We start from the raw sequence: 17,371 nt of genomic DNA on the forward strand, positions 1-17,371 counted from the left end.
GGACCGCACGGTCCGCGCCCCTCGTGCGTTCGCCGTGGCTCAGGCCAGCGTCGCCTCCGCGGCGCGCTCGACCACGGCGCGCAGGTCGCCCGAGCCCGCGAACCACGTCCGCTGACGCCCCGCTCCGCCGCCGTTCGACCACAGCCTCCCGAGCAGCTCGGTCACGGCGTCGAGGTCGCCCGCGTCGACGAGCGCCTCGCGCACGTGCGCGACGAGCTGACCCACGACGTCGTGCGCGGTCGCGGGCTTCCAGGTGAGGGGCGAGACGAGGTCGCCCGAGATCCCGGAGCGCCCGGCCCGCCAGGACGCGGTGCGCAGGAGCTCGGGGTGGAGCATGGGCGCGGAGGTGCCGGCGTCGGCCTCGCGCGCCGCGGTCTCGACGAGTCCGCGGGCCAGGGCCGCGAGGAGGGTCGCGGTGTCGGCGTCGAGGCACACGTCTGCGACGCGGATCTCGACGGTCGGGTAGGACGCGGACAGCCGGGCGTCGAAGTAGATCATCGCGGTGTCGAGGATCGTGCCCGTGGCGACGAGCGCGTCGACCGTGGCGCGGTACGCCTCGGGCGTGCCGAACGACGGGGCGGGGCCCGCCGTCGGCCACCGCGACCACACCTGGGAGCGGAAGCTCGCGTACCCGCTGTCCTCGCCCTGCCAGTAGGGCGAGTTGGCGCTCAGCGCGAGGAGCGGGGCGAGCCAGGGGCCGATCCGGTCGAGGACCGCGACTCCCTCGGCGTCCGAGGAGACCGCGACGTGCACGTGGCAGCCGCCCGTGAGCTGTTCGCGTGCCGTGAGCCCGAACGCGGCGCGCGCCTCGAGGTAGCGGAGCTTGCCGACCGTGGTGGGGGAGACGGGGACGGGCGAGGTGCCGAGCGCCACGATGCGCGCGTCGCGCTGCTCGGCGGCCTTGTTGGCTCGGATGCGCCCGTCGCGGATCTCCTGGGCGAGGTCGGACAGGTTCGCGCAGGGGTGCGTGCCGGTCTCGAGCTGCTCCTCCATGAGCTCGAGCTCGAGGTCGCCGCCGGGCGCGTCGTCGGGCCGGTCAGGGCGTGAGCCGCCCGACGCCCCGAGCCCTCCCTCGGTGACCTCGGTGGTGCTGGACGACTCGATGACCTCGGTCGCGACGGCGGTGGGGATGCCGTCGGGCCCGACGAGGAGGAACTCCTCCTCGACTCCCATGGTTCGCATCGAGGCAGTCTCACACGCCCGGGGTGTGCTTCGCACGCAGGGGGACGTCCGGAGGGCGGCGTGAGGCGCCCACGGGGTGCCCGACGGCGGGGCGCGGCTCGGCGGGCGGGGCGAGCGGTGAGGGGGCCGCCCCGTGCATAGGGGGGTCGAGGCGTGTCGGACAGCTCGCCGTGAGATGCCGCTCGCCGTCGGCCCGGACACCGGGTGGGGGCGGGCGGCATCTCGACGTCTCCGGCGGTTCCTGGTCGAGCCGACCGCCGCGTGGGTGCACGGGTGTGCGGACGCCCGTAAGGTGAGGTTTTTCGGCGAATAGGGGAACGCCGCGGACCGAGGGCTGTTCCGCAAGGGACTTTGGTCCCGAGCAAGGGGTCTAAAGACTCCCACGAAAAGGTCATGTGAAGACCGTCACAAGGTGGAATGAAGTCGCTTAGATGCATGTTGAAGGTCGTAGAAGGGTTGGAATTCCGCCGTTCTTCCGGCCTCGGGCATCATTTCGGCGCCGCGGCCTGTGAGCCAGGTGACAGCGCCTTTGCCACGCCGGCACCCTCTGCGGGTCGTAGCCTGAAAGGGCGAAGGAGAACGGCAGGACGGCACGGATTTCCCGCGTCGACCAAGGTCTTTACCCCCGCCGCGCAGGCAGCGCGGTGTGGACGTCGAGGAGAGTGATATGACCAGCATTTCCGAGGCTCGCGGCACCACTGGCGGCCAGGACGACGCGACAGTCCCCGCATGGGCAGGCTTCACCGCAGGTCCCTGGCAGGACACGGTCGACGTGCGCGACTTCATCCAGCGCAACTACACCCCGTACGAGGGTGACGACTCCTTCCTCGCCGGACCGACGGAGCGCACGACCGGCATCTGGGCCAAGCTCTCCGAGATGTTCCCCGCCGAGCGCGAGAAGGGCATCTACGACGTCGACCCGCACACGCCCGCCGGCATCACGGCGCACGCACCCGGGTACATCGACAAGGACTCCGAGGTCATCGTCGGCCTCCAGACCGACGCCCCGCTCAAGCGCGCGATCATGCCGAACGGCGGATGGCGCATGGTCGAGGGCGCGCTCGAGACCTACGGCTACCCGGTCGACCAGGAGCTCAAGAAGGTCTTCAGCGAGTACCGCAAGACCCACAACCAGGGCGTCTTCGACATCTACCCGCCGAACGTCCGCGCCGCGCGCAGCTCGCACATCATCACGGGCCTGCCCGACGCCTACGGCCGCGGCCGCATCATCGGTGACTACCGCCGCGTCGCGCTCTACGGTGTCGACCAGCTCGTCGCCGCCAAGAAGCTCGACAAGCTGGACCTCGACACCCAGCCGTTCAGCGAGAAGATCGTGCGCGAGCGCGAGGAGCACGCGGAGCAGATCCGTGCGCTCGGCGAGCTCAAGGCGATGGCCGCCTCGTACGGCTACGACATCTCGGGCCCGGCCACCAACGCCCGCGAGGCCGTCCAGTGGCTCTACTTCGGCTACCTCGCCGCGGTCAAGGAGCAGAACGGCGCCGCGATGTCGCTGGGCCGCACCTCGACCTTCCTCGACGTGTACCTCGAGCGCGACCTGGCCGCCGGTGTCATCACCGAGGAGCAGGCGCAGGAGATCATCGACGACTTCGTCATCAAGCTGCGGATCGTGCGCTTCCTGCGCACCCCGGAGTACGACTCCCTGTTCTCGGGCGACCCGACGTGGGTCACCGAGACCATCGGTGGCATGGGCGACGACGGTCGTCCGCTCGTCACGAAGAACTCGTTCCGCTTCCTGCAGACGCTGTACAACCTGGGCCCGGCCCCCGAGCCCAACATGACCGTCTTCTGGAGCCCGCGCCTGCCGCAGGGGTTCAAGGACTTCTGCGCCAAGGTCTCGATCGACACCTCGGCCGTCCAGTACGAGTCGGACGAGCAGATCCGTCCGGCCTGGGGTGACGACGCCGCGATCGCGTGCTGCGTCTCGCCCATGGCGGTCGGCAAGCAGATGCAGTTCTTCGGTGCCCGCGTGAACCTCGCCAAGACCCTCCTGTACGCCATCAACGGCGGCAAGGACGAGGTCACGGGCAAGCAGGTGTCCCCGGTCGTCGCCCCCGTGCCCGAGGGCCAGCCCCTCGACTACGACGACGTCCGCGCCCGCTTCGACAAGACGATGGACTGGCTCGCCGAGACCTACGTCGAGGCGCTCAACTGCATCCACTGGTCGCACGACAAGTACGCCTACGAGCGTCTCGAGATGGCCCTCCACGACAAGGAGGTCCTGCGGACCATGGCCTGCGGCATCGCGGGTCTCGCGGTCGCGGCGGACTCCCTGTCGGCCATCAGGTACGCCAAGGTCACGCCCGTGTTCGACGAGCGCGGCATCGTGGTCGACTACGTGACCGAGGGCGACTACCCGGCCTACGGCAACGACGACGACCGCGTCGACTCGATCGCGGTCGAGCTCGTCGAGTCGTTCATGGCGAAGATCCGTTCGCACAAGATGTACCGCGACGCCCTGCCGACGCAGTCCGTCCTGACCATCACGTCGAACGTCGTCTACGGCAAGGCCACGGGCAACACGCCTGACGGCCGCCGCGCGGGCGAGCCCTTCTCGCCGGGTGCCAACCCGATGAACGGGCGCGACACGCACGGCATGCTCGCCTCGGCCCTGTCGGTCGCGAAGCTGCCGTACAACGAGGCGCAGGACGGCATCTCGCTGACCAACACGGTCGTCCCGAGCGGCCTGGGCCGTACCCGGGACGAGCAGGTCGCGAACCTCGCGGGTCTGCTCGACGCGTCGGTCGGTGGCGACGGCTACCACATGAACGTCAACGTGCTGGTGAAGGAGACTCTCGAGGACGCCATGGAGCACCCCGAGAACTACCCGCAGCTCACCATCCGTGTCTCCGGGTACGCCGTGAACTTCGTGCGGCTCACCCGCGAGCAGCAGCTCGACGTCCTCTCGCGGACCTTCCACGGCGCTCTCTGAGCGCAGAACGGCGGAACCATCATGACGACTCTCTCGACGCCCGCAGCAGGCCAGGTGCCCGCGCGTGCCGCCGCCCGCTACGGGGTCGACGGGGTCGCCTCGGCTCCGCTGCCGTGGCGGACCTCCGGTGACGGCCTGGGTCACGACAGCGACCTGGACGCACCGGAGGCCCCCCGCCGCCGGACGGGGGCCGGCGTCTCGGGCCTTTCGACGGCCGAGGACCTCGACCGGCACGACAAGCTCGCGATGATGCGCTCGGGCGAGCTCGGCTCCGTGCACTCCTGGGAGCTCGTGACCGCGGTGGACGGCCCGGGCACGCGCCTGACGGTCTTCCTCAACGGGTGCCCGTTGCGGTGCCTGTACTGCCACAACCCCGACACCCTGCAGATGAAGGACGGGGAGCCGGTCACGGCCGACGAGCTCCTGGCTCGCATCAAGCGGTACCTGCCGGTCTTCCGCGCCACCAAGGGCGGGCTGACCCTCTCGGGCGGCGAGGTGCTCATGCAGCCCGCGTTCGCCGCCCGCATCCTGCGGGGTGCCAAGGAGATGGGCGTGCACACCACGCTCGACACCTCGGGCTTCCTCGGGGCGAACCTGAGCGACGAGATGCTCGCGGACACCGACCTGGTGCTGCTCGACGTCAAGTCGGGTGACGCCGCGACGTACGAGAAGGTCACGGGCCGCGCCCTGGAGCCGACCCTGAAGTTCGGCCGGCGTCTGGCCGAGTCGGGCCTGCCCGGCGGTGTCACGGCAGAGCGCCCCGTCGAGGTCTGGGTCCGGTACGTGCTGGTCCCGGGCCTGACCGACCAGGCCGAGCACGTCGACGTCGTCGCGGACTACGCCGCCTCGCTCAACGAGATCCGGCCCGGCACGGTCACCCGGGTCGAGGTCCTGCCCTTCCACCAGATGGGCCGTGACAAGTGGGAGACGCTCGGGCGCGAGTACGAGCTCACCGACACCCCCGCGCCCGACGTCGAGCTGGTCGATCGTGTGCGCGACCAGTTCCGCGCGAAGGGCCTCACGGTCTACTGACCGGCCGCCCGACCCTGAGCGACGAGCCGCGGGGGCCCGCTCCTCATTCCCCGGTGAGCACGGAGGCCAACCACGGGCCCAGCACCGGCAGCACCGCGTCCGGCTGCATGGCCCGGGTGTGGTCCAGGCCGTCGAGCAGGCGCACGTCCCAGCCCGCGGCCCGCAGCTCGTCGGCGCGGGCGGCCAGTGCGCCGCCGATGCTCACGTGCACCCCGCCCCACCTCTCGCCGTACTCGATCTCGTCGGCCGTCCCCGCGAACGCGAGGCGCGGGCAGGTCACCGTGGTCAGCGCCGCCCGGTCGTCGAAACCCTCGAGCGCCTCGTACAGCGTCACGAACTGGCGCGTCTGACCCTCGCCGAGCGTCATGTCGAACGCGTCCCAGTCGAAGCCCTCCGGGTCCTGGGCCGCGGTCGTCGCCTCGTCCGTCGCCTGCGCACGCTCCTCGTGCTCGACGACGTCGCTCGCCTCGCGCGGCGCCGTCGGGCCGTCTCTGGGCTCGGCCGGGGCCTCGGCCGTCATGGCGTGCGTCGCGCGCGTGACCGCGAGCATGCCCGCGTACGGCCCGCCCCGCGGAGGGAAGCCGCCCATGGCGAGCGCGCTCAGGCGCGTCGTGCGCAGCGCGAGCTGGAGGCCGCTCAGCGCGAGCCACGAGTACCCGTAGTACGCGAAGGTCTCGGCGCCTGCGGCGTCGGCCATCGCGAGCAGGTCGGCCGCGACGTTCTCCGGGGTCAGCGTGTCCGGGGCCGGGTGAGCCATGCGGTGCCCCTCGTAGTCGGCCGCGACCACGCGGAACGTGGGGGAGAGGGCGTCGACCAAGGTCCGGCCGAGCGCGGGGTCGACGCCCCACGTCCGGAGCTCGTCGGCCTGCGGCCCCGTGGCCGGGACCGGGTTGACCGGGAGCAGGACGGCGGGGCCCGTCCCCGTGACCTCGACGCGGATCGTGCCGCCGTCGTGGAGGGTCGCTGTGGTGTGGTGCGTGACCGGGGAACCGTTCGACGTCATGCGAGCCACGCTATCGCGCACCCCTGGGCGGGCACCGAGCCCGAAATGCCTGGATCCCCGCGCCCGGATGACGGAGGATCGAGGAACACCCCATCGACCCCGAGGAGAACCCGTGCCCTCTTCCCCCGCTGCACAGTCGACCACCGAGCCGTCGACCCCCGTCGCACGGCTCGTGCGCAGCCCCCGTCTGTCCGACGTCGCCGAGTACGCCTACGCGACCGTCGTCCCGTCCGGCGCCCGTCTCGTCCACGCCGCAGGCGCGTGCCCGCTCGACGCCGACGGAGCGACCGTGGGCGTCGGGGACGTGCGGGCCCAGGCCGCGCAGAGCATGGCCAACCTGCGGGTCTCGCTCGAGGACGCGGGCGCGACCTTCGCAGACCTCGTCAAGACGACCGTGTACGTCGCCTCGACGTCGCAGGACGACCTCGTGGCTGCGTGGGAGGTCGTGCGCGACGCGCTGGCCCCGCACGACCCGCCGAGCACGCTGCTCGGCGTCGCCGCGCTCGGGTACGACGACCAGCTCGTCGAGGTCGAGGCGGTCGCGGCGATCCGCTGACCCCGCCACGCGAGGGCGCCCGGGCATACCGTGGGAGGCATGGACCTCCCACCTCAGACACCCCTGACCCCGCTGACAGAGGACTGGACCCGGGCGCTCGCGGTCGTGGCCCACCCGGACGACATGGAGTTCGGTGCGGCCGCGGCCGTCGCGCGCTGGACCGGGCAGGGCAAGACCGTGGTCTACGCCATGGTCACGAGCGGCGAGGCCGGGATCGACGGCCTCGCGCCTGCCGAGGCGCGCGCCGTGCGCGAGGCCGAGCAGGTCGCGTCGGCCGCGATCGTGGGCGTGGACGAGGTCGAGTTCCTCGGCCTGCCCGACGGCGTTCTCGAGTACGGGCTGCCGCTGCGGTCGGCCGTCACGGCGGCGATCAGGCGTCACCGCCCCGAGGTCGTCATCACGGGCAACTACCGCGAGACGTTCCCGGGCGGGATGCTCAACCAGGCCGACCACATCGCGACCGGCCGTGCCGTCGTCGACGCCGTGCGCGACGCGGGCAACCGCTGGGTCTTCCACGACCAGGTCGAGGCGGGCCTGGAGCCGTGGGGCGGCGTGCGGCAGGTCTGGGTCGCCGGCTCACCGGACGCGGCCCACGGCGTCGACGTGACGGGGACGTTCGACGCGGGCGTGGCCTCGCTCACGGCCCATGCCGCCTACATCGCCGGCCTCGGGTGGGAGCACTTCGACCCGGCGGAGTTCCTCGCGACCATGTCCCGGGCGGGCGGCGCTCGCATGGACGTCGAGCACGCCACCGCGTTCGAGGTGCTCCGCATGGGCTGGGAGGACTAGCGCAGCGGCGGCACCCCTGGCTGGTCGCGGGCCGTTTCGACAGGAGCGCCGCGGCCATCTGCCCTACCGTGTGGGAGGGGTACCCGCCCCGAGCCCGTCACGGGAAGGGGCAGTGCGATGAGTGATGTTGCGCAGGTCAGGAGCCGGACGGGCGGGGTCCTCGCGGCCACGTGCATCTCCACGCTGGTGGTCAACGCGAACACGTCGGCGGTCAGCATCCTGCTCCCGGCGATCTCCGAGGACACCGGGACGTCCGTGACCACGCTGCAGTGGGCCGTGACGGGCTACTCGCTCGTCGGGGCGGCTGTCATCGTCACCTCGGGCTCGTTGGGCGACGTCTTCGGTCGTCGTCGGGTGTTCCAGCTCGGCCTGCTGCTGTTCGTCGTGTCGTGCGTGATGATCGCGCTGGCCGGGTCCGGGGGCATGGTCATCGCCGGTCGCGTGATCCAGGGCGCGGCGGGGGCGACGATCCTCGCGTGCGGCCTCAGTCTCCTGTCGGTCGCGAACTCGGGCGATGCACAGCTCCGCGCCGTCTCCCTGTGGGGCGCCGCGGCGGCCGTGGGGGCCGCGGCCGGTCCGCTGGTCGGCGGCGTGCTCGTCGACGTCACGGGGTGGCAGGGGCTGTTCTGGATCGACGCGGGGATCGCGGTCCTGTGCATGGTCCTGACGGTGCTGACGGTCGCCGAGTCGAGGGACCCCGACCGGCCGAGGACGATCGACTACGCGGGCACCGTGCTCATCGCGCTGACGCTGACCCCGCTCATCCTGGGCGTGACCAAGAGCGGCGACTGGGGCTGGTTCTCGGTGGCCACGCTGGGGTGCTTCGCGATCTCTGTCGGGGCGGCCGTCGCGTTCGTCGTCGTCGAGGGGCGGGTGGCCGTCCCGCTCGTGGACCTCGCCCTGCTGCGCAACCGCGTCCTCGTGGGTTCGACCATCGCGATCCTCATCGGGGCGGGCACGATCAACGGCCTGATGTACCTCCTGAGCCTGTACTTCCAGGACCCCGCCACCCTGGGCTTCAGCCCGCTCCAGGCGGGGCTCGCGACGCTCCCGGCGACCGTGGGACTCGTGGTGATCGCCCCGCTCGTGCCGCGGCTCGCGGCGAAGATCGGCGGTCGGCAGACGATCGGGCTCGGTTTCGCCCTGACCACGGTCGGCTTCGTGGTCGTGGGCCTCGTGAACGAGACCTGGGTGTACAGCGCGTTCCTGCTGCCGTTGGTCGCGATCGCGGTCGGCATGGGCCTCTCCAACGGCCCTGCGTCGGCGGCGGCCACGGCCGCGGTGCCGGAGAACCAGGTCGGCGGGGCCTCGGGGATCTCCAACATGGCCCGGTACGTCGGCGCCGCGGTCGCGACGGCGCTGGCCGCCACCATCTACGGCAACGTGATCGCGACCCGGACGGCTGCCGGGGCCGCGCAGGGCGACGCCCTGGCCTCGGGGCTGGCGGCCGCCGCCTGGATGATGGCGATCTTCAGCTTCCTCGGCGTGCTCATGGCGGTCGTGATCGGCCGCCACCGTGCCACGAAGGGGACGCTCGACGACGCCGCCGCGGCGGCAGCCGCGGTCTCCTTCACGCTGCCGACCTCGGCGACAGCAGGACGAACCGGCTCAGACCGGGACTGAGCACCCTCTCCCCGGTCGGTGCGGTTCACCCGATCTGGATGACGTGCTCCCGGTTCCTCGGGCGGCACACTCGAACCAAGGCCTGACCGACGACGTCGACGGAGGCAGTGATGACCACGCAAGCACCCCCGCAGGACGCGCGATGAGCGCCGCCGACATCCCCGCCGACGTCCCTGTCGACGGCACGACGGCGGTCCCGGCCGCCCGCACGCGCGCGACGAACACCCAGTGGATCTCCTGGGTCGCGCTGGCGATGATGACGACGAGCTCGGTCGCGAGCCTGCGCGCCGCGCCGACGATGGCCGTCTACGGCCTCGCCTGCGTGTTCCTCTACCTGCTGCCCGCGGTCGTCTTCCTGCTGCCGACGTCGCTGGTGTCGGCGGAGCTCGCCTCCGGGTGGACGGGCGGGATCTACAAGTGGGTCTCCGAGGGCATCTCGAAGCCCATGGGCTTCCTCGCGGTGTGGTGCCAGTTCGCCATGACGATCTTCTACTACCCGAGCCTGCTCGGGTTCGTCGCGAGCACGCTCGCGTACGTCATCAACCCCGCGCTCGCCAGCAGCGGGGTCTGGACGGCGGCCGTGATCATCGTCGTCTACTGGTCCGGCGTCTGGGTCTCCTCGCGCGGCACCAAGGGCGTCGCCGGCCTCGCGAGCGGTGGGCTCATCATCGGGACCCTGATCCCCGGTGTCGTGCTCGTGACCCTCGGTGTCGTGTTCCTCGGTCAGGGGAACGAGTCCGCGGCGCCCATGACGGCCGACAACCTGCTGCCGGCCTGGGCCGGGCTCTCGAGCCTCGTTCTCATCGTCAACAACTTCCTGTCCTACTCCGGTATGGAGATGAACGCGGTCCACGTGTCGTCGCTGAAGAACCCCGGGAAGCAGTTCCCGAAGTCGATGTTCCTCGCGATGGGCATGGTGCTGGCGATCTTCATCCTTCCTGCGCTGGCCATCAGCTGGATCGTGCCCGCCGAGGAGCTCTCGCTCACGGCCGGCGTGATGCAGGCCTTCGACGCGGTGTTCGCCAACTTCGGGTGGCAGTGGCTGACGCCCATCGTGGGCATCATGCTCGTCACGGCCTCGCTCGGTGGCATGCTCACGTGGCTGGCCGGTCCGTCCAAGGGCCTGCTGCTCATCTCCCGCCAGGAGGGGTACCTCCCACCGTTCCTGCAGCGGCTCAACAAGAACGGTGTCCAGCAGAACATCCTGGTCGTCCAGGGCATCGTGACCACGGTGATCGGCCTCGCCTACGCGCTGATCCCCGACGTCTCGAGCGCCTACTGGATCTTCTCCGTCATCACGACGCAGGTGTACCTGATCATGTATCTGCTGATGTTCGTGGCCGCGATCAACCTGCGCCGTCGTCAGCCCGACCACCCGCGCGGCTTCCGGGCCCCGATGCTCGTGAGCATGTGCGGGGTGGGCTTCGCAGCCTCGCTGGCCGCGCTGCTGGTCGGGTTCGTCCCGCCGTCGCAGTTCTCCTCCGGTAGCCCGCTGGTCTACTTCCTCATCGTGGGCGGCGGGGCCCTGGGGCTGGGCCTGTTCGTGCCGTTCCTGTTCTACCGGTTCCGCAAGCCGACCTGGAAGCAGGCCGAGTCGACGGAGGTGGCCTCGTGAGCACGCCGGAGGAGAACCAGCCGCGGCACGAGCGTCGGTGGATCTACGTCGGCGCGTGCGTGATCCTCGTCGCGATGGGCGTATGGGGGGTCCTCGCGTTCACCACCGTCAGGGAGTCGGCTCGTGCGTCGGAGAAGGCGGACGAGCTGATCGCGGCGATCGAGGAGGCCGGGGTGCGCACGCCCGACAAGGACCAGGTCGTGCGCGTCCTCGGCGACGACGGCGGCGCGACGTGCGCCAACCCCAACGAGGCGCTCAGCCGGGCGACCCTGCTCGCGCAGCTCGCGAACGGCGCCACGGGCCCGGGCGCCCGGCCGGTCATCGCGGACAGCCGTGTGGTCCAGGGGCAGCTGCTCATCATCGAGGTCTACTGCCCCGAGGAGCTGGACGAGTTCCAGGCGTTCGTCGACGACCTCAAGACCGCCGACGTGGCGGGGTGAGGCGGTGACCGCCGCGCGGTCACGGTTCGACGCCTAGTTGTACTGACGGGGGACACTGATCGCCCGCGTGACGGGTGGCTGGTTCGTGCCACCGTCGAACGACCTCGGCCCGTAGCGGACGTTGAAGCCTTCGAGCATCACGTCCCTGCGCGGTTCGCAACCCTCTCGACGCATCCGCAGGTGGTCGTTCGACGTGCTGCTCAGTGTGCCGCGTCTGGGGTCAGGCCCAGCCGTGGCAGCGCAACGCGCAGGATCTCGGACGCGGGAGCGTCGACGCTCTGGGCGGCCGTGGTGCCCGTGGCGTCGAGGTAGGCGCGGACAAGCCGAGCCCCGGCTGCATAGCCGGCCCCGGTCGGCAGGCCGACGGGCTCGACACCGAAGAGCTGTGCGCTGGAGTCGCCCAGCACCCAGGCGGCGAAGTCTGCCATTCCTGTGACGCTCAGGCCGCTGGCGACCTTGGCCAGGACCTGGTCGTCGGAGCGGGTCTCATCGCGCACGAAGTGGGTGTATCCGGCGTCGCCGTACAGCTCGGACGCGAAGACGTCGGCGAGCCCTTCGGACACGACGTGCTCGCCGATCGTCACCGTCTGTGGGTCCCACACGATCCCGCCGGGTGAATAGCGCACGTTGTGGTGCAGCTCGTGGACCGTGATCGCCTCGAGGCGATCGAGGACGCGCGAGGTGGGCCAGACGGTGATGGTGATGTAGCCGCTGATACCGCCGAACCCCGAGATCCCCTGCACCTCGTCGACGAAGTGCCTGCTGGTCGGATCCCCCAGGACGAGCAGCACGTTCAGGTCGGGGATCGTCACACCCGGACCGGCGGCCGCCAACGCTGCGACGCCGTCCTCGAGGGCCTTCTCGATGCGGGTCCACGCATCGGCCGCGACAAGGGACTCCAGGCCGTCGCGGACCTGCTCGAGCGCAGAGTCCGGACGGAAGCCGAAGTTCTGCTGGTGCACGGTGGCCATGTCCACGCCGCCGGGGATGAAGTGGTACATCCCCGCCATCGGAGCCCACATGTCACGAATGAGGTCGGCGCGGTCCTGCGCGGCCGCCGTCAGGACCCGGCTCATACCCGAGGCGCTGTCAATCACTGAGATGGTCATGACAAGCGACCCTAAACACTGCCGCTACGACAAGGTCAACCAGTTCCCCGATCAGTATTCCCGGTCGGTACGGCTAGTCCTCCTCAGCCACCCCGTAGCAACCTGAGCTCGACTCGCCCAGCACCACGAGAGCCGTGTCGAAGGTGTGCTCCGTCGCGGGGTTCCAGCCGTCGGACTCGGACAGCGAGTCGAACCAGGGGTCGGTGGGAGGAGCCGCGTCGTCGGGAGCGTGCCCGAGCGCCGAGCCGCCGAAGTGCCGGATGACCTTCTTCGAGGGTGTGCGCAGTTGGTCGCGTACCGGGCCCCGCGCTCACGGGAGCGCGATCTCCGGCCCGGTCGGTTCGTCCGGGGTCGGCGACACCCGCAGCGGAGAGCCGACGGCCGTCCTGCTCGACGTCGGGCGGCACGCGTCGCCTGACCGGAGGGATGGCGTCACACGTCGGCGCCGCCGTCGCCCCACGGCACGTCGACGGGCGCGTCCTGCACGTCGTGGTCCAGCACCTCGCGGTCTGCCACGATCCCCTGGGCCACCGTCACCCCGGCGCCACCCGACGCGACCGGCTCCCCGCCGAGCCACCGTGCCTGCTCGGCCGCGACGATCGTCTGCGCGAGCCGGGCCTCCGACACGTCGACCGCGCCGGGCAGCGCGTCGGCCAGGACGCTGCGCCGCGCGTAGGCGTCGAACAGCCGGGCCTTGGTCCCGAGGATCTCGACCATGCGCTCGTCGACCGTGTCGGCGACGAGCAGCCGGTGCACCTGCACGGTGCGCACCTGGCCCATGCGATGGGCGCGTGCGACGGCCTGCGCCTCGGTCGTGGGCTTGACCTGCGGCTCGCACAGGATGACGACGGACGCCGCCTGGAGGTTGACGCCGACCCCGCCCACGTCGATCTGGCTCACCAGCGCCCGGGGCACGGGCGAGGTCGTGAAGTCGTCGAGGATCGTCTGGCGGGCGCTCGCCCCCACGGAACCCGTGAGCGGTCCGGTGGCGAGGTCGCCCAGCGCGCGCACCACGAGGTCGACGACGTCGCGGAAGTACGTGAACACCACGACCTTGCGGCCGTTCCCCGTGGCCTCCTCGACGAGCTCGACGAGCCGGCGCACCTTGGCCGAGTCCTCGGGGTGCTCGACGGCGTACGCGGCCCGGCGCATGGCCATGAAGCTGCCCTCGCGCACCGCGGCGCGGTAGGCGGCGCCGTCGGCCGGGCCGAACGACTCCCACTCCTCGACCTGGACGAGCTCGGGCAGCTCCTCGAGCACGTCCTCCTGGTTGCGCCGGAGGTACACGGGGGCCACGGCGAGCCGGAACCGCCCGGCGCCCGCGGCGCCGTGCGCGGCGCTGACCTGCTCGGCGACCTCGGGCTGGAGGTAGGCGACGAGGCGTCGGAACTCCTCGACGCGGTTCTCCATCACCGTGCCGGTCAGGAACAGCACGTGCTCGGTGCGCCCGGCCCAGGCGGCCACGGCCTGGGACCTCTTGGCCTCGGGGTTCTTGACGTAGTGCGCCTCGTCGACCACGAGCATCGCGGGTGTGGGCAGGTCGAGCGGCAGGAGCCCGACCTGCTCGAACGTCGTCACGGCCACGCCGCCCTCGCGCGCCCACTGCGCGGCCTCCTCGGCACGCTCGGGGCCGTGGACGTCGAGCGAGCGCAACGTGCTGTGCCGCGCGACCTCGCGCACCCAGCTCGTCATGACGCTCGCGGGGCACACCACGAGGAAGTGCGTCGCGCCGCCCGCGGCGAGGTGCGCCATCGCGGCGATGGCCTGGACGGTCTTGCCGAGGCCCATCTCGTCGCCCAGGATCGTGCGCCGCTGCGCCAGGGCGTAGCGCGCCCCGAACACCTGGTACCCGCGCAACGAGGCGGTCAGGAGGGACTGGTCGAGCGGCTGCTCGTCCACACGGGCCAGGAGCTCGGGCGGCAGGTGGCCCTCGGTGGCCTGGAGGTCGCGCCCGATGTCCACGACGTCGTCGAGCAGCGCGTAGTACGTCGCCGAGCGTGCCCGGAAGTCGGTCCACGCCTCGAAGGCGTCGACAGGCTCGGTGTCGAGGGCGCCGACCCGCCCTGCGGCCGCGACGGTCCCGGACCGCTCGGCGTCGGCGACCAGCCGTGCGAGGTCGCGCACGGCGTCCGCTGCCCGACGGCGCCGCGCGGGCAGCGAGAAGAACGTCCGGACCGCGCGGGTCGCCTCCTGGGCCGCGACCCGGTGCTCCGTGTGCCCCTCGAGGAACGTGACGACCACCTGTCGGTGCACCGCGGCGGCCGTGCGCGCCGCGTCGAGCCCTGCGAGGGCCTGGACGAGGCCGGTCGTGAACGGGTCGCCCGGGGCGTCGTCGATGCGGAACCGCAGGGTCTCCTGGACGGCGTGGGCGATCTGCGCCGCGGCCGCGAGGCAGTGCGTCGCGGTCTGCGGCCCGATCCCGGGCAGCCGTTCGAGCCCGGCGGGTCCTGCACGCAGCACGTCCCCGACGGTCGTGATGCCGCCGTCGACGAGGCGGCCCACGCGCAGCCGCTCACCGCTGACCTCGCGCAGGCGCTCGACCCCGATCGCCGAGAGCTCGCCCAGGACCTTGTCCTCCTGGCTCGACCCGAACGCGGTGCGCACGTGCTCGCGGAACCGGGCAGGTGCGCCGGCGAGGCCCGAGAGCAGCGCGGCGACCTCGTCGGCCCGGGCGACGACCTCACGCGCGTGCTCGGTCGTGGGGCGGGGAACGTCGAGCGCGGTCATCGGGCGGGCACTCCTGGGGGACGTCGGTGGGGGAGCACGGACTCTGGAGGAGGACCGGCGGCCGCGATGCCAGGATCGACGGCCTCGTGACGCTATCACCGGCGAGAGGTGCCAGTCCCGAGGACACCTTCGCCACCCGCCCAACCCCCGGGGGGGGGGGTCCGCTCCTCGGAGGGGACCGCCCCCTTGGGTTCGGCGTGAGAGGCGCGTGACGCGTCAGGCGACCTGCGCCGGGACGTTCGCGACGCCGTCGGGCAGGAGACGGCGGCCCAGCACCTTCTCCGTGTAGCCCGTCCGGTCCAGGTACGGCGTGATGCCGCCGTCGTGGAACGGCCAGCCCGCGCCCAGGATCATGCACAGGTCGATCTGCTCGGGGCCCTGGACGACGCCCTCGTCGAGCATGTGGCCGATCTCCGTCGTGAGAGCGGTCAGGACCTGATCCAGCACGCCCGCCTCGTCGAGGGCGCCCGGGCCGCCGGCCTCGCCCGTGCCGAAGTACGCCTGGATCGCCGGGTCGACGCTCGCGGGGATGCCGCGGGCCGGGGCGGGCAGGACGACCTTGGTGCCCTCGGCCACGAGCTTCTCGAGCCCGGGGGAGGACGGGAAGCGGTCGCCCAGGTCCTCGCGCAGCGACGTCAGGACGTGCAGGCCCACGGCGGGACCCACGAGGTCGAACAGCGCGAACGGACCCATGGGCAGGCCGAGCGGGCGCAGCGCGCGGTCGGCGACCTCGACCGAGGTGCCGTTCTCGACGGCCTCCACGATCTTGCCCAGGAGCAGCACCAGCAGGCGGTTGACCACGAAGCCCGGGCGGTCGGCCACGCCCACCGCGGTCTTGCGCAGGGCCTTCGAGACCGCGAACGCCGTCGCGAGGGCCTCGTCCGAGGTCTTCTCGGCCCGGACGACCTCGACGAGCGGCATCTGCGCGACGGGGTTGAAGAAGTGCAGCCCCACGACCCGCTCGGGGTGTGCCAGGTCCGCGGCCATCTCGGTGACCGACAGGGCCGAGGTGTTGGTCGCGAGGATCGTGTCGGCGCCGATGATGCCCTCGAGCTCGGCGAAGACCTTCTTCTTGAGCCCCAGGACCTCCGTCACGGCCTCGATCACGAAGTCGCAGCGCGAGAACTCCGTGATGTCCGTGGTCCCGTGGACCGAGGACAGCACCTTGGCCCCCACGTCCTTGGTCATGCGGCCCGTCGAGACGAGCTTCTCGACCGTCGTGCGGACGTAGTCGAGCCCGTGCTGCACGCGCTCGGCGTCGAGGTCGCGCATCGTCACGGGCACGCCCAGGCGCTGCGCGAACAGCAGCGCGAGCTGGGCCGCCATGAGGCCCGCGCCTACGATCCCGACCGACGTGACCGGGCGGGCCAGCTTCGGGTCCGGGGCGCCCGCGGGGCGCTTGCCGTGCGAGACGAGCTGGAAGGCGTAGACGCTCGCGCGCATCTCGTCGGACATGATGAGGTCCGCCAGGGCCTCGTCCTCGGCGGCGAAGGCCTCGTCCTTGGTCGCGGTGCGAGCCGCGGCCAGGAGGTCCAGGGCCCGGTAGGGCGCGGGCCGGGACCCGTGCACGACCGCGTCGAGCTGCTTGCGCGCACCGGCCACGACCGCGTCCCACACCGGGGCGGGGTCGAGCTCGCGGCGCTCGACGACCGTGGTGCCGCGCACGACGTCGGCGGTCCAGCGGATCGAGGACTCGAGGAAGTCCGGCGCCTCGAACAGCGCGTCGGCCAGGCCGATCTCGAAGGCCTCCTTGGCCTTGAACGGCTTGTTGGCGCTCGGACGCGTGAGGATGACGTCCATGGCCTTCTCGATGCCCACGAGGCGCGGCACGAGGTAGGCGCCGCCCCAGCCCGGGACCAGCCCGAGGCCGACCTCGGGCAGCGCGAGCGCGGGGGCGTCGGTCGCGACCGTGCGGTAGTCGCAGTTGAGCGCGACCTCCAGGCCGCCGCCCAGGGCCAGGCCGTTGACGTACGCGAACGTCGGGACGCCCATCTCGCCCAGCAGGCGGTAGGCCGCGTGGCCGCCGCGGCCCAGCTCGAGCGCCTCGTCGCGCGTGCGGACGCCCGCGACCTGCGTGAGGTCGGCGCCCGCCGCCAGGAAGTAGGGCTTGCCCGTGACGGCGACGGCCGCGATCTCGCCGCGTGCGGCGCGGGCCTGGAGCACGGTCAGTGCGGCCGTGAGCTCGGCGATGCCGCCCGGCCCGAGCGTCGTGGGCTTGGTGTGGTCGAGGCCGTTGTCGAGCGTGAGGAGCGCGAGCGTGCCCGCACCGTCCGGCAGCTCGACGTCGCGGACGAGGGAGTGGGTCACGCGCTCGGCACGGGGCGCGGTGGTCTGGGTGCTCATGG

The 17,371-nt window shown here is 71.9% G+C and carries 12 protein-coding genes; 7 read left to right on the forward strand and 5 right to left on the reverse strand.

Annotated features, from left to right (window positions below):
* Positions 1-39: 39 nt before the first annotated feature.
* Entirely contained in the window at positions 40-1,182 is a 1,143-nt protein-coding gene (locus H9652_RS05055; RefSeq protein ID WP_225227744.1) for a carboxylate-amine ligase, read from the reverse strand.
* Positions 1,183-1,849: 667 nt separating this feature from the next.
* Here H9652_RS05055 and pflB point away from each other — a divergent pair.
* The gene (gene pflB, locus H9652_RS05060) at positions 1,850-4,132 is read left to right on the forward strand and encodes a formate C-acetyltransferase (protein WP_191795247.1); all 2,283 of its coding nucleotides are present in this window, start codon (positions 1,850-1,852) and stop codon (positions 4,130-4,132) included.
* Positions 4,133-4,153: 21 nt separating this feature from the next.
* Positions 4,154-5,164, forward strand: coding sequence for a pyruvate formate-lyase-activating protein (gene pflA / locus H9652_RS05065; RefSeq protein WP_191795249.1), 1,011 nt, complete (start codon positions 4,154-4,156; stop codon positions 5,162-5,164).
* Between the two features lie 43 nt (positions 5,165-5,207).
* Here pflA and H9652_RS05070 read toward each other — a convergent pair whose 3' ends face one another.
* On the reverse strand, positions 5,208-6,167 hold the full coding sequence (locus H9652_RS05070) for an alpha/beta fold hydrolase (RefSeq protein WP_191795252.1): 960 nt from the start codon (positions 6,165-6,167) through the stop codon (positions 5,208-5,210).
* Positions 6,168-6,279: 112 nt separating this feature from the next.
* Here H9652_RS05070 and H9652_RS05075 point away from each other — a divergent pair, with 112 nt between their 5' ends.
* The 5 genes from H9652_RS05075 to H9652_RS05095 all read left to right on the forward strand — a co-directional run bounded on the left by H9652_RS05075 (position 6,280) and on the right by H9652_RS05095 (position 11,190).
* The gene (locus H9652_RS05075) at positions 6,280-6,723 is read left to right on the forward strand and encodes a RidA family protein (RefSeq protein WP_318243986.1); all 444 of its coding nucleotides are present in this window, start codon (positions 6,280-6,282) and stop codon (positions 6,721-6,723) included.
* A 39-nt stretch (positions 6,724-6,762) separates the two neighbouring features.
* Positions 6,763-7,512, forward strand: coding sequence for a PIG-L deacetylase family protein (locus H9652_RS05080; RefSeq protein ID WP_191795258.1), 750 nt, complete (start codon positions 6,763-6,765; stop codon positions 7,510-7,512).
* 117 nt (positions 7,513-7,629) lie between these two features.
* Positions 7,630-9,135, forward strand: a complete 1,506-nt coding sequence (locus tag H9652_RS05085) for an MFS transporter (RefSeq protein WP_191795260.1) — start codon at positions 7,630-7,632, stop codon at positions 9,133-9,135.
* Positions 9,136-9,277: 142 nt separating this feature from the next.
* Positions 9,278-10,750 carry an APC family permease gene (locus tag H9652_RS05090; protein ID WP_191795262.1) on the forward strand — a complete coding sequence of 491 codons (1,473 nt, stop codon included), beginning with the start codon at positions 9,278-9,280 and terminating at the stop codon, positions 10,748-10,750.
* Positions 10,747-11,190, forward strand: a complete 444-nt coding sequence (locus tag H9652_RS05095; protein WP_191795263.1) for a hypothetical protein — start codon at positions 10,747-10,749, stop codon at positions 11,188-11,190. Before H9652_RS05090 ends, H9652_RS05095 begins: the two co-directional genes overlap by 4 nt.
* Positions 11,191-11,390: 200 nt before the next feature.
* Here the strand turns inward: H9652_RS05095 and H9652_RS05100 are convergent, their stop codons facing one another.
* The 3 genes from H9652_RS05100 to H9652_RS05110 form a co-directional block, all read right to left on the reverse strand.
* A complete protein-coding gene (locus H9652_RS05100) occupies positions 11,391-12,299 on the reverse strand; it encodes a DUF2268 domain-containing protein (RefSeq protein WP_191795265.1) in 909 nt (302 codons plus the stop codon).
* Between the two features lie 432 nt (positions 12,300-12,731).
* Positions 12,732-15,026: a DEAD/DEAH box helicase gene (locus H9652_RS05105; protein WP_191795267.1), complete on the reverse strand. Its 2,295-nt coding sequence runs from the start codon at positions 15,024-15,026 to the stop codon at positions 12,732-12,734.
* Positions 15,027-15,242: 216 nt separating this feature from the next.
* Positions 15,243-17,369 carry a 3-hydroxyacyl-CoA dehydrogenase NAD-binding domain-containing protein gene (locus H9652_RS05110; protein ID WP_191795269.1) on the reverse strand — a complete coding sequence of 709 codons (2,127 nt, stop codon included), beginning with the start codon at positions 17,367-17,369 and terminating at the stop codon, positions 15,243-15,245.
* Positions 17,370-17,371: the final 2 nt, after the last annotated feature.

Origin of the sequence: Oerskovia rustica (genome assembly GCF_014836555.1) — a bacterium.
GTDB lineage: Bacteria > Actinomycetota > Actinomycetes > Actinomycetales > Cellulomonadaceae > Oerskovia > Oerskovia rustica.

Excerpts from the sequence above, each read along its gene's own strand:
- H9652_RS05055 (WP_225227744.1), bottom strand. The coding sequence starts at position 1,182 with ATGCGAACCATGGGAGTCGAGGAGGAGTTCCTCCTCGTCGGGCCCGAC.
- pflB (WP_191795247.1), top strand. The coding sequence starts at position 1,850 with ATGACCAGCATTTCCGAGGCTCGCGGCACCACTGGCGGCCAGGACGAC.
- pflA (WP_191795249.1), top strand. The coding sequence starts at position 4,154 with ATGACGACTCTCTCGACGCCCGCAGCAGGCCAGGTGCCCGCGCGTGCC.
- H9652_RS05070 (WP_191795252.1), bottom strand. The coding sequence starts at position 6,167 with ATGACGTCGAACGGTTCCCCGGTCACGCACCACACCACAGCGACCCTC.
- H9652_RS05080 (WP_191795258.1), top strand. The coding sequence starts at position 6,763 with ATGGACCTCCCACCTCAGACACCCCTGACCCCGCTGACAGAGGACTGG.
- H9652_RS05085 (WP_191795260.1), top strand. The coding sequence starts at position 7,630 with ATGAGTGATGTTGCGCAGGTCAGGAGCCGGACGGGCGGGGTCCTCGCG.
- H9652_RS05090 (WP_191795262.1), top strand. The coding sequence starts at position 9,278 with ATGAGCGCCGCCGACATCCCCGCCGACGTCCCTGTCGACGGCACGACG.
- H9652_RS05100 (WP_191795265.1), bottom strand. The coding sequence starts at position 12,299 with ATGACCATCTCAGTGATTGACAGCGCCTCGGGTATGAGCCGGGTCCTG.
- H9652_RS05105 (WP_191795267.1), bottom strand. The coding sequence starts at position 15,026 with ATGACCGCGCTCGACGTTCCCCGCCCCACGACCGAGCACGCGCGTGAG.
- H9652_RS05110 (WP_191795269.1), bottom strand. The coding sequence starts at position 17,369 with ATGAGCACCCAGACCACCGCGCCCCGTGCCGAGCGCGTGACCCACTCC.